This window comes from Bacillus sp. 5mfcol3.1, assembly GCF_900114335.1.
GTDB classification, from domain to species: domain Bacteria; phylum Bacillota; class Bacilli; order Bacillales; family Bacillaceae_G; genus Bacillus_A; species Bacillus_A thuringiensis_S.
In genome coordinates, this window is the sequence record NZ_FOST01000001.1 from 1,744,651 (window position 1) to 1,759,650 (window position 15,000).

Sequence of the window (15,000 nt, forward strand, 5' to 3'; positions counted from 1 at the left end):
ATTTATTAATTGTAATTTCCTTGTTAAGTGGGGAAAATGTGAAATAATGTTAAATTTAATAATTAAAGAAGGTATTTATATGTCAAAGTAAAAAGTTTATCGTAAATGAAAATGTTTGGAGGGGTGCTACATGAGAAAGGGAAAGAAGTTACTTGTACTTTTATTTCCATTTGCTTTATTATGTGCCTGTGAGAATGACATTGAAGATGCTAAAAGTGAAGATTCTATAGTGATGGATATTGCCACAGCAGCGGTAAAGGAGGAATCTTTTTTTAGTGCTGCTATAAGAGATGAAAAAGAAAGGATAGTAGATTTAGAGATTGCTGATAGCGAAGATAGTAACGAAATAAAAAATGATATTAATAAAAGATTGGTGATACAAGGTGTAACGTCTTATAAAATCAATATAACTCAAAGAAATAGAGAAGTTGTAAAGGCAGAGAGTAGATGGAATCAAGTTTTTGGACATATATTTGATGATGTATTCAGAAAAAATGGATATGAAGGGTTTGGTATTCAGCAAATAAATTATAAAAAGAATCAACCTGTTACCATTGATATAAAAACTAAGATTAGCGATGATGAAGTAGGGGCGAGAGAACTTGGACAGAAAATAGAAAAAGAAGTTGAAGTTGTACTTAAAACAGAAGCAGTAAAGAAATGGATTGAAAATGATTCATATGCTATTGGGATTTACGATATAGATGATCGGAAAATTAACTAATTGAGGAATGAATGCTATATGAATAGAAAACCGATGGAATCAAATATAGAATTGCTGAAGGAGGTGTAATATGTATAAGTATTTACATATTTTAAATGACATTGAAAATAAGATTCAAAATGGAGGTATAAAAGAAGGAAAGAAATTACCGTCTATACGGTCACTCGTTACGCAATATGAATGTAATAAGGCAACAGTTATACGTGCGCTTCATGAATTAGAAAAGCGTCACATTATATATTCTGTCCCTCAAAGTGGATACTACGTTGTTAAGAAATCTGGGAGTACCATAGAAAATAACGAGATAATTGATTTCGCTTCTTCAGCACCAGATCCAGATGTTTTCCCATATTTAGATTTTCAGCATTGCATTAATAAGGCTATTGATACTTATAAAAATGATTTGTTCGTATACGGAACACCGAAAGGGTTACCATCTTTAATTCCAGTCATTCAAAAACAGTTGGCAAATTATCAAGTGTTCACGAAAGAAGACAATATTTTTATAACATCAGGTGTGCAGCAGGCGCTTGCTATATTAACTTCTATACCATTTCCGAATGGAAATGAAACTGTATTAATTGAACAGCCAACATATCATCTATATATTGATTATCTAGAAATAAATAAAGTTCCTGTAATCGGTATTAAACGTACGAATGAAGGTATCGATTTGAATGAATTGGAGCAAATATTTCAAACTGGAAAAATAAAATTCTTTTATACGATACCGAGATATCATCATCCGCTTGGAACTTCTTATTCTAAAGATGAGAAAGAAAAAATCGCACTATTGGCTAAGAAATACAATGTATTTATAGTGGAAGATGATTATTTAGCAGATTTAGAAACTGATTCAAAAGCAGATCCGTTATATAGCTTGGATAATTGTAGTCATGTCATATATTTGAAAAGTTATTCGAAGATTATTTTTCCTGGTTTACGGGTTGGAGTTGCAGTCATCCCACCATCCATTGCAAATGCGTTCTATACATACAAAAAGATACTAGATATTGATAGTCCAATGATTTCTCAAGCGGCTTTAGAAATTTATATAAAGAGCGGTATGTTTGAACGTCATAAAAGTAAAATTAATTCTTCCTACTACAATAGATCAATAAAACTAGCAGAAACATTAGAAAAAGTGCAAAATGAAAATCCATCATTATTTACATATAATAGACAAAACACATTTGGAATACACACTTGTTTAGAAATGCAGAAAAACACAGTTACAGAAACACTTATACAAAAATTAGGTGACATTCAAATAAGTGTCGATACTATTGATAAGAATTATATGAGGAATTTTCCTAAAGAAAAACTGTTAAAGTTAAATGTTTCGAATGTAAAAGAAGATAAGATTGAAGAAGGTATTCGTAAAGTAATTGAGGAAATCAAGCAATTAAGACAGTTTAATTTTCAGTTTAGAAAAGAATAATTTGAATTAGGAGGTTCGTTGTGAGGCGCAAAATCATTCTCTTGTTTGTATGTAGCGCTATAGTGGCAGGTGCAATTGTTGTGATTACATAGTATAAAAAAGAGGATCAATGCATAGCAGTTGCTAAGTATTCAAGAGGTATTATCGTAGATCAAAATAACGAACCTATATTTAATGTGAAAATATATGAAGATTCAATTGAAAGTAAGGAACGCAGTATTTCAAATGTACAAGGTGAATTTGAAATACTAGATGGGGTTTGTGGTGAGATTGTTTTACAATTAGTTACTCCTGATAGAGAAATCTATACGAGAAAATATGATAGGAAGTATATACCAGAAGTAATAAAGCTGAATTATAAAAATAAAAGTGAATAAGATGAAACCATTACAGAGAAAAGTAGCAGTTGTGGCCGGAGCAATTATATATGTAATTGGATAATTATATATTTTTTAAGAGCACTCTTAGCAAAGAGTGCTCTTTTTCATCAATGTAAATATTTACTTATCATCTTTTTAAAGTGATTTTTATCATAATTTACATATTGCATAGCTGTATTTCGTATTGGATCTCCAGCATAAAATCTTTCATACAATTCGTGTCTAGATCCTAAGGGGCTTCCGATGGTATCCCAGGCTAACTTAAATAATTTTGTGCGTTGTTCGGCATCTATATTAGTTCCTTTAAAGTACTTTTTCAATAAATCAGCTATAGGACTCTGGAAGTCATTTGAGCTCGAAGGAAGTTGAATGAACCCACCTGCTCCAATTAATTGTAAAATTTCTATTGCACGGGGATAATATTTGGAACCAAGATTCCTTGCAGTTTCGATATATTTAAAATTCGGCAAATAAGTTTTCGTTTCATTTGTAGTACCTTCAACTTCAGCAGCAATTAAAAGTGCGCGAATTGTTTCGATTTGCATAATTAATTCCCCAAGCTTCTCTTGAACATGCAAATAAGTAGTAGCACCGATCGCTTCAGCAATTTCACAAGCAATTGCAGTTATAAATTCTAGTTTTACTACTAATCGTACAATTGCTTGATGATAAGCTAAACTACTAGAAGCTATATCTGACTTTAATTTCCATAATGCTTCAGGGTTGTTATACAGTAAGACACGTTCCCATGGTACAAATACATTATCAAAGATTAATAGTGCATCCATTTCATCGTACTGTGAGCTAAGAGGGGAATCAACTGTACTTGAGTTTGCATTCGCAAATGGTTCTCTACAAACCATATGTAATTCAGGGGAATTGGCTGCCACAATGAGAAAGTGAGCTAAATCTTTTTGAGTATCAGTCAGTTTTGCTAATGGATAGATTAATAAATCATTTGAATAAGGAGAAGCAGTACCTACCATTTTTGCACCATTTAAATAAATTCCATCAGAAGTTTCCTTCGTAACTCTTAGTAACCCTAAATTTTTTGCATTCAATATTGATTCTGTAGAACGATTTATTTGTGGGTCACGTTGAACTACACTTAAGAACAAGTGATTATCTCTCGCTTTTTCATAATAAGATGTAATTTTATCTGGAAACTGTGCATCGAATTTTTTATAAAAATATCTTGATACGTACCAGCCAGTAAGTCTCGATCTTGCATAATCAGATAATCTACTCATTACACCGTCTGTAGCATAACTCCACGTTTCAAATGCAGTTCTTCTCATTAATAATTTATTATAGGAATTCGGAACTAAAAATGCAGTATGAACAAATTCTTTCGTTTTTGGGCTCACATATCCAATAGAATCTCTTCGTATGGGGTCATCAAACAATGTAAATAAATTAGAAATGGTACTTAATGTACCTGCAAAATGTTTGTCTGTAGTTACATCTACTTTTTGTCCATAGAGCCAAACGTTACGACCATCTTGTAAGCTCTTTATATAGTAATCCTTCAAATTTTGCATATTTCCTCCTTTTAAAGGCTACTCATATATTTGTACATCTTTTAATGGTGGGGAATATACGTGAAATGTTATTGCTGTTGAATCTGTAGCGTTATACATTTTATGCACAGTATCTTTTTTTACTGTGAAAATATTTCCCTCTGTAAACTCTTCAATCCGCTCGTTATTATTTTCGTACGTTATATTTTGTAGCGTACCATTGACTATTAGTATACATCCTACAGATATTCCGTGATCGTGCACAAAAGTCTTTGCTTTGCTGGGGAATTTTAATACTAAAATCTCTACAAATTCAGACTGATAGATAACGTTCCTTCCGTATTCAAGATTAACTGGTGAAGTAATAAAAGGAGATATTTTATGAAGTGAAATATTTAATGATTGAATAGCGTGTATTAAATTGACCGTATCGTAGTTACATAGGTTATTAAACGTTTTTTGTATGTTATGAATCAATTGCATGTAAAACTTCCTCCTAAGCATGTACAGTAAAAGAAAACCTAATCTAATATTATATAGTGAGTATTGAATTACATAATATTGTATTGAAACATTTCCAAAAAGTGACTTCTTTTACTTAGGAAGTTTATTCGATTTGAAAATTGTGGTAATTCGTTCCGTTAAAATGATATGCTTGAACTATATATTTTTTATCCCGTTAAATCCCGACTGGTGAGGGCTGATAATCAGTGAAGGATGAACAAAACCCCCACTGATTAAAGTTTCACTTTATTGGAAAGGTGATGAAATAAATGGCATTTCTTTTAGTGGAAAATCTATATCAAATGTCTATTGTTTTACTGATTTTATGTTCATTTTGTTTTTATAGATATTTAAAGAAAATAAAAAGGGAAAGAAAGCTTACAGGTTTTGAAATTACGATGTATATCGTGACACAACTTGCGTATTTCATTTGGGCGGCAACAACTTTTCTTAAAATGTTATCAGAATAGTAATTTTAAAGTATTAGACGCTGAACAGAAATGTACAGGAGCATTAAAGGTATAAACTTGGGCAAGGGTAATTTATCATCTATTAGGTAAATAAATTTAGTCGAAATCTAGATGGATAACAATATTACTTATAACATCTTTATAAAAAGAGAGGATATAAATGGAACAATATAAGTTAATTGTAAAAGGGCCTAAACAACTTGAGTGGGAAACAAATGAAATTAAGGACATACAGGACGATGAAATTATCGTTAAAACAATCGCAGGAGCGATAAGCATTGGGGCCGAGTTACCACAGTATAATGGATCCGATGTTACAGATACGAATCCTTTTTATCCAAGAAAAACTGGATATGAAAGTTATGGTGAAGTGATTCAAGTTGGTAATAAAGTAACACATGTAAACGTAGGCGATAAAGTAGTTTCTTTTTATGGACATGAAACGATAGGGATAGTTAAGGGTTATAAAGTAATTCGAGTGCCTAGTTCTATACAACCTAAAGTTGCTTTATTATCTATTCTTTCGTGTGATGCCGCTAAAGGAGTATTGAAACTAAACCCGCGACAGGATGAAAAAGTACTTATAACTGGAATGGGAGTTATTGGTTTACTCGCTTGTTATTTCTTAAAATACTATGTAGGCGTTGAGCACGTGGATGTTGTTGAGCCTAATAAAAATAGAAAAGATTTTGCAAAGAAGTTTGGTGCGAAAAACATATATGATTCAGAAGAGAAAATAATAGAAACATATAATTATGGTTTTGAATGTTCTGCTACAAATAGTGGGTTCCATACTTTGCAAAAAGCTCTTAAAACTAATGGTGAAATATGTATACTGTCTGATGGTAATATAGAAGAACTAACATTAATTGCTAACTTTTATCAGAAAGAATTGCAAATCATTGGATCAAGTGACGGATACGATTATCAAAAGCATGCAGATTGGTTTTTTAAAGGAATAGGAAAAACACCATTTATAGAAGAGATCTTTCAACATGAAATACATTATACTTCACTCATAGAATGCTTTGATGAATTGAGTTTAGGGATAATTAAACCATTAAAAGTATATGTTTCATATGAATAACGAAAAAAATAAGCAAATATTTGTCACATACCTTACAAATGTTTCGTCACATTTATGATTACTAAATGAGGAGGAACATATATGAAAATATTTGTAGCAGGTGCAACTGGTGTAATAGGACGTTCTTTATTGCCAATGTTAATAAAAAATGGGCATACAGTTTTTGCGATGATCCGTAATACTTCGCAAGTAGAAGCAATGAAAAAGATTGGTGCCATACCAGTAATAGCTGATGTATTTAATAGAAAGGCTGTATTTTCTGTATTAGAAGAAACAAATCCCGATGTAGTTATTCATCAATTAACGTCATTGTCTTCATGGAATTTTGAGGATAATGCAAAAATTAGAACAAAAGGCACTCGTAACCTTGTCGATGCCGCTAAAAATGTAGGGGTACAGAAAATAATCGCTCAAAGTATTTCATGGGCGTATGAATCAGGGGATACATTTGCGACTGAAAAAGACTCACTACATATTACTGCTTCTATGCCTCGGCAAGTCACTGTTAATGGCATATTGAAATTAGAAAAAGCTGTTACTGAGTTACCTGAATCGGTTATACTTCGTTACGGCACATTATACGGACCAGGAACATGGTATGCGGAAAACGGATTAATAGCAAATCAAGTTCGTAATAATGAAATTATCGCATCAGACGGGATAAGCTCGTTTATACATGTTGAAGATGCTGCAAGAGCTACTATGCTAGCCCTTAATTGGCCTGCAGGAATCGTAAATATTGTAGATAATTATCCAGCAACTAGTAAAGAATGGTTACCAATATATGCAGCAGCGATAGGGGCACCTCAGCCTAAAGTTCAAGATGGGAAAAATAGTTGGGAAAGAGGAGCTTCCAATAATAAGGCACGTAAAGAGTATGGATGGACACCTTTATTTCCATCATGGTCTGAAGGATTTAACAACTTAATAGGTAAGTAAAACACACCTTTGATGGGAATGATAGTAAAATACACCATTAAAGGATTGGGTAGTTATGAATATAATTTTGGAAAGTATTATATTAACTTTTACTGGAATAATTGTTTTGAAAATGACAGGTAGTACATCTGTGAGCCAAATGACAAGAGCTGAAATCATTATAGTTGTATCAATTGGCCGTATTATTGTAGAACCTGTATTAAGTAGAAAAGTAGTCCCATCTATATTTGCGGCTATCATATTTGCAAGCATATTACTTATCATTCATTTCTTTGAATTGAAATCAAGGAAGGTGGAACAATTTTTAAATGGAAGTAGCATTATAATTGTTGAAAACGGAGAGATTGTAAAAGAGAATTTGATGCAGGCAAAAATGTCGGAACAACAACTTTATATGGAATTAAGAGAAAAAGGGATTCATGACGTAAAGAGTTTACAGCAAGTTACAGCGGAACCGAATGGTCGTATTGGTTATCAATTAATAAAAGAAGCACAACCAATAACTTTAGAAATGTTAGAAAAAGTATTAGATCGGTACAATATAAAAAGATAATTTCTCGTGAGAAAAAGCCAATACTATAACGGAAGTATTGGCTTTTTTATTTTTCTACAAACGTAAGGATTAATAAAATAGGGTGGATTTTAAACCAATCATTATAATAGATATAGGCTTATAATTGTGCTATATTCAATGGACTTATAGTGAATGTGGTAAAAAACTAATTTGGCATAGGTAGACGCAGCGTTAAAATTTATAAGTTTTTAATGTGATACTAAAAATGGATTGAAAATAAGGAGATAGATACATAATGGAATTTTGGGAATCAAGTTTTATCGAAAAACAAACGATGTGGGGATTTGAACCTACAGAATCTGCAATTTTGACAAAAGATTTTTTTCTTGAAAAGAACGTTAAGAATATATTAGTTCCGGGTATTGGATATGGAAGAAATGCAAAGGTTTTTATCGATAATGGTATAAATATAACAGGTATTGAAATTTCGAAAACAGCGATCGATTTAGCAAGAGAAAACGGACTAGAAGATGTTAGTATGTATCACGGTTCAGTAAACGAAATGCCTTTTGATAATAAACTGTATGATGGGATATTTAGTCATGCACTTCTTCATTTGTTGAATGAACAGGAAAGAGAGAAATTTATTGAAGATTGTTATAATCAGTTAAAACCAGGCGGATATATGGTTTTTACAACTGTTTCTAAAAAAGCTCCCATGTACGGAAAAGGAAAACAGTTGGATAAAGATTATTATGAGATAATGGAAGGTGTAAAAATGTTCTTTTATGATTCTGAATCTATAAAAAAAGATTTTAATCAATATAGATTAGTAAAAGTTTCGGAAATTGATGAACCAAATAAGAACATGGCAAATAAACCTTCAATCAATTTCTTAATGATAAAATGTAAGAAAGAACGATAACTAAAAGTTATTAAGAATGATTAAAGATGTTTATATATTGATTATGCACAAATAAAAAGGACAAGCATATAATATAAATACCTTTTAACTTTAAGTAACCTTAACTTTCGTTAATAGGGTATCTCAAAATCCCCAAAAGAGCACTTGCGGAAACAAGTGCTCTTTTATTTGGAATTTTAAACCATAAATATTGAATAAAATGTTAAACTGAAAAGAGCACTTGTTTTAATTAAGAGTGTAGTATATGAATGGAGTGTTATTGAATGCAAACAAGAAAAGCCTATCTATATGTATTTGACACGATGTCTGATTGGGAATACGGACATTTAATTGCTGAACTTAATACAGGGAGATATTTCAAAAAAGATGTAGCGCCTTTTAAAGTAGTTACAGTTGGAATAAATAGAGAAACGATTATTTCAATGGGGGGCTTGAATATAAAGCCGGATATTTCCCTAGATGAATGTATCCTTGAGAGTAACGATTTATTAATTTTACCTGGAGGGAATACTTGGAGTGAAGAAATACATAAACCTATTTTGAAAACAGTTGGTGAAGCTTTAAAACTTGGTACAATTGTAGCAGCAATTTGCGGTGCAACTATAGGTCTTGCAAATTACGGTTACTTGGATTCTATAAATCACACAAGTAATAGTTTAGAGTATATGAAAATGGTTTGTCCTACTTATAAAGGAGAAAATTTTTATGAAGTGGGACCTGTAGCGTCTAGTAGAAACCTTATTACTGCATCGGGTGTAGCGCCTCTAGAATTTGCCATGGAAGTACTGAAAAAATTAGATGTATTTGCGCCGGATACACTTCATTCATGGTATAAATTGAATGAGACTCATGAAGCAGAATATTTCTTCCAGTTAATGAATTCAATTAATAGCTGAGTAGTATGTCGAAAGAAAATTATATTTTAAATGATGCGAAAACTAATAACAAAATAATTTTATGAAAATAAAAGGTAAGGGTATTCCTATGAATATATGAGGAAATATCCTTACTTTTTATAGTATTATTTCCGAATGACAAATGTAATGGCATTTGTTTTTAATCGAATGTGTCTTTCATTACGAACTATATTATAAGCTAATTCTTTTATTTCAACTTTTACTTCTTTCCATCCTTTATAAATACTTTTTAATAGGCGTATCATTTCTTCAGTTAGGAGATTAATTTCAATTAAAGCCTCTAATTCTTCATTCGTTTTTAAATCAATTTCTTGTATGTTAGAGTTAATAATTAAACAATTAATACCACCGTTTTTTGTACCTCTTTTCATAGATTGGAGCACGTTTTTTAAATCTTCTTCTGATTTAACATGCTCTAAACTTGATACTGCAACGATATAGTCATAAGTATTAGTTCTAATATGATAGTTTTCAATTGCTGCTTGTTCTGTTTTTATAACCTCGAATACGTCATGTTCTTTGCTATAAATTTGTAGCTTTGTTAAAGCGGAATTAAGTAAATCAACACATGTAACAGTTCCGCTAGCATTTTTAATCTTTTGTGCAATTGGAATGCTATTTCTACCGACGCCAGAGCCAAGGTCAAGCACTTGTAATTTGTTTTTCTCTTCAAAGTAGTCCATTAAATCTATAACTGTTTTAACCGGCTTGTGAAGCCAAGATCCAGTTTCAAATAGTTTATATTGTTCATAGCAAAGATCGTGATAGTTCTTTTCTTCTTGTCTTATGTAATCGATACGGTTCATATTGTTTCAGCTCCAATATTTTTATTACAAAATGAATAGGTGGGGCAGCCTTTAACATTTGTTTGAATTCGAAAAATACCACCAGCATGTGGATACTCTTTTAATTCGTCATCCGTCATTCTTGTTCTGGCTGTTGTAACATATAAATCAGTTAAGTTAGGTCCACCAAATGTACATGATGTTACATATAACGCAGGAATTGGAATACTTAATATTTGTTCTCCAGTAGAGGGATTCCATCTAGTTATTTTTGAACCTCCCCAATGTGCAATCCATAAACAACCTTCTTCGTCAATTGTCATACCATCAGGTAGACCATCATTTTCAGAGAAAATGATTACATCACTTGGATTATGAATGTCTCCAGTACGTATATTATATTGATAGCGAACCACTTTTTTAGTAGGTGTATCTATAAAGTAAAGGGATGTATGATCAGGTGACCAAGCGATTCCGTTTGAAGTATTTACATGTGAAACTTTTTTCTCTACACTCAAATTATTATGTAAACAATATAAGGAACCTGCAGCATTCATACCGTATGTATCTGTAGTACCTGCCCAGAAACGACCAGCTGGATCACATTTTCCATCATTAAAACGATTTTCTATTAAATGAGGTTCGGGGTCAAAAATATGTGTCAGTTTTTCGGTATTTACATTAATAGAATAAAAGCCTTTTTCCATAGCTAAGAGTAGTACATCCTCTAAATATGGAACAACACAGCCAATTTGTTGATTGAGAGCGATTACTCGGTTCGTATTGGTAGTAGGATTATATATGCATAATTTTTTCTCCATAATATCAACCCAATATAAAAGTTGCTTTTTTTCATTCCAACATGGTCCTTCAGCTAAACTTGCTTTAACATTTAAAACTAAGTCTATATTACTGAACAAGATGTTCACCTCGCGTTATAAGATATTAATATAATTCGATAAGAATAGAGGTAAACCTTTTAGTCAGAGGATATTATGATTTGTGCTCTAGAAAACTAATCTTCTCAAGTGATTAAAAGGTTTATAAACACGGAGAGGAAAATGCATATGATGTTTTATGAGATTGTTTGCTTTTCTTGTAAGAATATATTTCGTGTTTACGAAGGTAGTGAAAAATATAAGCGATTTAAAGAGAAACCAAAAGGGGCATATTGTTGTGATGAGTGTAGCCACAAAATTCAATTAGAAGCGATAAAGAATTTTTTTAGATAATTTTACGATTTCGATTCGGAAAAGTTTGACAATAAAAGTGTTATAAATTATCATATTAAAAAACTAATATTTAAGGCATAGAAGAGAAGAGTAGTTAAGAAAGAATACGTACAGAGAGCTCTGGTAGCTGAGAAAGAGCGGTATACATCTTAATGAAAAAAGACTTGGAGCTGCGCAAGGAACTAATTTAGTTAGGGATGGTGCGACGGGTTCTCCCGTTATAGAGATAGGGTATAAGCATATTTTGCCGTACCTGAAGAGGTTAATATGGTGACATATTAACAAACTGAGGTGGTACCGCGAAGCTAACAACTCTCGTCCTCAAGATGAATAATCTTGAGGACGAGAGTTTTTTTGTTGCATAAAACTGGAAATGAGAAACAAAAAATAATTGAGGTGAGTAATATATGCATTGGGCGTATGAAGTAGCACATGAATTAATTAGGAAACATCCAAATAAAGAAATGTTTGTTTGTGCATCTGGAATTAGTCCGTCAGGTTCTGTTCATATTGGGAACTTTCGTGAAATCGTAACGACTTATTTCGTAGTAAGAGCACTTCAAGATTTAGGGAAAAAGACTCGTTTTATATTTTCGTGGGATGATTATGATAGGTTTAGAAAAGTTCCAAAAAATATTGATCCATCTTTTGCAAAGTATATTGGTATGCCATACTGTGATATTCCAGATCCGTATGGATGTCATAACTCGTATGCGGAGCATTTTGAAAAAGAGTTTGAAAAATCGCTTCAAGCATTTGGAATTGAAGTAGAATTTATTTATCAACATGATGAATATAGAAGCGGAAGATATAACGAAAATATATTAGAGGCCTTGTATAAACGAAAAGAAATATATGATATTTTAATGGGTTTTAAAACTGGAGAGTGTAGTGAAGAAGAGCGAGAGAGCTTTTATCCAGCTACATTATATTGTGAGAGATGCGGAAAAGATACAACAACTATTACACATTTTGATGAAGTATTAAAAACAGTCCGGTATGAATGTGAATGCGGAAATGAAAAAGAGTTATCCGTATTAAATACAAATAAAATGAAACTAAACTGGAAAACCGATTGGCCGATGAGATGGATGATAGAGGATGTTATTTTTGAACCGGGCGGTAGAGATCATTCATCAGAAACGGGTAGTTATAATGTATCAAAAGAAATTGCAAGGAAAATATTCAATCGAGAAGCACCTCATTACGTTTCTTACGATTTTATTGGTATTAAAGGGAATCATGAAAAAATGTCTAGTTCTTCAGGGAATAGTATTACACCAAGCGATTTATTGAAAGTGTATATACCAGAAGTAATTCTCTTTATGTTTGCAAAATACAAACCAGGCGCTGCTTTTCATATTGGGTTGGATGAAGATGTGATTCGTAATTATACAGAGTATGAGCGATTGAAAGATAGTTATGAAAATAAAACGCTCAAAAATGAAGATTTATTTGATGCAATTAAAATCTCTAGAGTTGATAGTGAGTTTAAAGAATATCCGAAATTTAATCAAGTAGCAGGAACGTTACCATTATTAAATTTTGATTCAACTATTTTACAGGGGATATTAAAGAAAATAGATAGGAGCTATGCATTAGATGAAATGAGAGCGATAAGTAATCGCGCAGAGTATTGGATAAGAAACTTTCAATCTGAAAAATTAATCGCGGTAAATGAGGAGAAAAATGCAGAGTTTTTTTACTACACATTAGATGAAAGGCAGAAAGAATGGCTAGTAGAAGTTTGTAAAATACTTCGTTCTAATAAAGATTACTCTAACTTAATGGAGCAATTATATGCGATTTGTCATCATGAAAATAAAAAAATAATGAAAGAAAATCAAAAACAATTATTCACTATTATATATAAGCTCATTATGAATCAATCAAATGGTCCTCGTATACCATTATTAATACATGTAGTAGGCATAGAAAAATTCATCACACTATTAGATTTCTAAAACACAGTTAAAAGCAACGCAAGTACCAAAATTTCTAAGTACTTGCGTTGCAAATTTTACTATCGTGAATACATTTTCGGACATTCATCACCACTTGGTTCATAAAAACAATGGCTTTTAAACTGTCCTACAAATGGCTGGTTATACCATTCAGGTGGACAAGCTCCAACTGGACGGAAATACCAAAGAGCCCATCGTGCAGGCCAGCGCCATTGACCTTGTAAAACTTTTCGTGCGATTTCTTTTTCTGATTCACGAGCGCGTTGATAAAAATATCCATATTGTACTGCTTCAAATCCGCCGGGGCTTTGATATACAGCGTCTCGCACGGTACGGAGTTGTTTAAAATCTAAGCAATCACAAAATACACGGTTTACTACAACGCATCCAACTAACTCCTCACCTTGGCGACCTTCGCCTTCAGCTTCAGCGCGAATTAATCGAGCTAGTAAATCAACATCACTTTCGTTGTATGGAATAAGGGGCATAGTGATACCACCTTTCTGTTATAGTAAAGAGTGTATGTTATAAAACAATCTGCGTGCTTTTTTACATAAAAATAACATTTAATTTTATGAGGAGCTTGTATAAAAAAAGCTAATTAGTAATAGTAGATAAATATAAAAGGGAGAGGTATTATGTATCGAATTCATAAAGACCATATCATTTACTCAATGTCACCAGAAAATAAGCCGTGTATGGAAGTAGAAATTGGGAGCAGTCTTGTATTTGAAACATATGATTGCTTTGAAAATCAAATCAATTCTGAAGATGTTGTGTTTCAAGAATTAGATTGGAACCGAATTAATCCAGCGACTGGACCTGTATATGTTAAAGGAGCAGAACCTGGCGATATATTAGTCGTAACGATTGAAAAAATTGAAATTGCAGAGCAGGGCGTTTTAACTACAGGTGCAAACCTTGGTGTAATGGGTGATGAGTTAAATGAAAATACAGTGAAAATTGTCCCAATACATAATGAATATGTTTTGTTTTCAAGTGAACTACAAATCCCGATTAATCCAATGATTGGGGTAATTGGTACTGCACCGAAAGAAGAGAGCATTTCATGTGGCACACCGCATGATCACGGCGGGAATATGGACTGTAAAGAAATTAAAGAAGGAACAATATTACTACTACCAGTTAATGTCCCAGGAGCACTATTAGCATTAGGTGATTTACACGCAGCAATGGGTGATGGTGAAATTGGTGTTAGTGGTGTAGAGGTTGCTGGTGAGGTAACGGTAACAGTTCAAATTATAAAAGGAAAACAATGGCCATTACCAATGGCTATTCAAAAAGAAAAAATGATGACGATTGCTTCAGAGAAATTGTTAGATGATGCAGCAAATCGTGCTGTACGTAATATGGTGACATTTTTACATGAAGAATTAGCAATGTCTAAAGCTGATGCAACGCTTTTATTATCGGCAGCAGGTAATTTAAAAGTTTGCCAAGTTGTGGATCCGCTGAAAACAGCGCGTATGGAACTAGGAATGGATTATGTGGAGAAACTAGGATTTATTTTTAGTAAATTTCATATTAAATAGATAAGGGACGAAAAAGGATACTTTTGTATAAAAGCATCCTTTTTT

At 32.4% G+C, this 15,000-nt stretch carries 17 protein-coding genes and 1 other annotated feature; of the genes, 12 read left to right on the forward strand and 5 right to left on the reverse strand.

Annotation, left to right across the window (positions count from 1 at the left end; genetic code table 11):
- Positions 1–130: 130 nt before the first annotated feature.
- The 3 genes from BM089_RS08885 to BM089_RS08895 all read left to right on the forward strand — a co-directional run bounded on the left by BM089_RS08885 (position 131) and on the right by BM089_RS08895 (position 2,542).
- Positions 131–724: a DUF4030 domain-containing protein gene (locus tag BM089_RS08885; RefSeq protein ID WP_001225391.1), complete on the forward strand. Its 594-nt coding sequence runs from the start codon at positions 131–133 to the stop codon at positions 722–724.
- 70 nt (positions 725–794) lie between these two features.
- Positions 795–2,165 carry an aminotransferase-like domain-containing protein gene (locus tag BM089_RS08890; RefSeq protein ID WP_061660657.1) on the forward strand — a complete coding sequence of 457 codons (1,371 nt, stop codon included), beginning with the start codon at positions 795–797 and terminating at the stop codon, positions 2,163–2,165.
- Positions 2,166–2,278: 113 nt separating this feature from the next.
- A complete protein-coding gene (locus BM089_RS08895) occupies positions 2,279–2,542 on the forward strand; it encodes a carboxypeptidase regulatory-like domain-containing protein (RefSeq protein WP_225988574.1) in 264 nt (87 codons plus the stop codon).
- A 110-nt stretch (positions 2,543–2,652) separates the two neighbouring features.
- On the opposite strand, the gene BM089_RS08900 is transcribed toward BM089_RS08895, so the two are convergent.
- Positions 2,653–4,086 (reverse strand): 4-hydroxyphenylacetate 3-hydroxylase family protein, encoded by a 1,434-nt coding sequence (locus tag BM089_RS08900; protein WP_090976681.1) that lies wholly within the window; start codon positions 4,084–4,086, stop codon positions 2,653–2,655.
- An 18-nt stretch (positions 4,087–4,104) separates the two neighbouring features.
- Positions 4,105–4,548, reverse strand: coding sequence for a cysteine dioxygenase (locus BM089_RS08905; RefSeq protein ID WP_061660660.1), 444 nt, complete (start codon positions 4,546–4,548; stop codon positions 4,105–4,107).
- Positions 4,549–4,838: 290 nt separating this feature from the next.
- On the opposite strand from BM089_RS08905, the gene BM089_RS08910 reads away from it, so the two are divergent.
- The 6 genes from BM089_RS08910 (at position 4,839) to BM089_RS08935 (ending at position 9,400) form a co-directional block, all read left to right on the forward strand.
- Positions 4,839–5,039, forward strand: a complete 201-nt coding sequence (locus BM089_RS08910) for a hypothetical protein (RefSeq protein WP_061660661.1) — start codon at positions 4,839–4,841, stop codon at positions 5,037–5,039.
- Positions 5,040–5,199: 160 nt separating this feature from the next.
- The gene (locus BM089_RS08915) at positions 5,200–6,126 is read left to right on the forward strand and encodes a zinc-dependent alcohol dehydrogenase (RefSeq protein ID WP_086422385.1); all 927 of its coding nucleotides are present in this window, start codon (positions 5,200–5,202) and stop codon (positions 6,124–6,126) included.
- 81 nt (positions 6,127–6,207) lie between these two features.
- Positions 6,208–7,065, forward strand: a complete 858-nt coding sequence (locus BM089_RS08920) for an NAD-dependent epimerase/dehydratase family protein (protein ID WP_000689430.1) — start codon at positions 6,208–6,210, stop codon at positions 7,063–7,065.
- 55 nt (positions 7,066–7,120) lie between these two features.
- A complete protein-coding gene (locus BM089_RS08925) occupies positions 7,121–7,618 on the forward strand; it encodes a DUF421 domain-containing protein (RefSeq protein WP_001021414.1) in 498 nt (165 codons plus the stop codon).
- A 256-nt stretch (positions 7,619–7,874) separates the two neighbouring features.
- A complete protein-coding gene (locus tag BM089_RS08930; protein ID WP_061660662.1) occupies positions 7,875–8,504 on the forward strand; it encodes a class I SAM-dependent methyltransferase in 630 nt (209 codons plus the stop codon).
- A 263-nt stretch (positions 8,505–8,767) separates the two neighbouring features.
- On the forward strand, positions 8,768–9,400 hold the full coding sequence (locus BM089_RS08935; RefSeq protein WP_061660663.1) for a type 1 glutamine amidotransferase family protein: 633 nt from the start codon (positions 8,768–8,770) through the stop codon (positions 9,398–9,400).
- Between the two features lie 125 nt (positions 9,401–9,525).
- Here the strand turns inward: BM089_RS08935 and BM089_RS08940 are convergent, their stop codons facing one another.
- Together BM089_RS08940 and BM089_RS08945 are read right to left on the reverse strand one after the other, a co-directional pair.
- On the reverse strand, positions 9,526–10,227 hold the full coding sequence (locus BM089_RS08940; RefSeq protein ID WP_090976683.1) for a class I SAM-dependent methyltransferase: 702 nt from the start codon (positions 10,225–10,227) through the stop codon (positions 9,526–9,528).
- Complete coding sequence (locus BM089_RS08945) at positions 10,224–11,126, reverse strand: SMP-30/gluconolactonase/LRE family protein (protein WP_090976685.1); 903 nt, start codon at positions 11,124–11,126, stop codon at positions 10,224–10,226. The genes BM089_RS08940 and BM089_RS08945 overlap by 4 nt, the downstream gene beginning before the upstream one ends.
- Before the next feature lie 141 nt (positions 11,127–11,267).
- Between BM089_RS08945 and BM089_RS08950 the strand changes: the two genes are divergently transcribed.
- Positions 11,268–11,438, forward strand: a complete 171-nt coding sequence (locus tag BM089_RS08950) for a DUF2197 domain-containing protein (protein ID WP_000551042.1) — start codon at positions 11,268–11,270, stop codon at positions 11,436–11,438.
- 69 nt (positions 11,439–11,507) lie between these two features.
- Positions 11,508–11,764, forward strand: a binding site (T-box leader).
- A gap of 81 nt (positions 11,765–11,845) precedes the next feature.
- A complete protein-coding gene (gene lysS / locus BM089_RS08955; protein ID WP_090976686.1) occupies positions 11,846–13,402 on the forward strand; it encodes a lysine--tRNA ligase in 1,557 nt (518 codons plus the stop codon).
- Between the two features lie 59 nt (positions 13,403–13,461).
- Here the strand turns inward: lysS and BM089_RS08960 are convergent, their stop codons facing one another.
- Positions 13,462–13,890, reverse strand: coding sequence for a cell wall hydrolase (locus BM089_RS08960; protein WP_001128402.1), 429 nt, complete (start codon positions 13,888–13,890; stop codon positions 13,462–13,464).
- 150 nt (positions 13,891–14,040) lie between these two features.
- On the opposite strand from BM089_RS08960, the gene BM089_RS08965 reads away from it, so the two are divergent.
- Positions 14,041–14,955, forward strand: coding sequence for an acetamidase/formamidase family protein (locus tag BM089_RS08965; protein ID WP_090976688.1), 915 nt, complete (start codon positions 14,041–14,043; stop codon positions 14,953–14,955).
- The last annotated feature ends 45 nt before the right edge of the window (positions 14,956–15,000 follow it).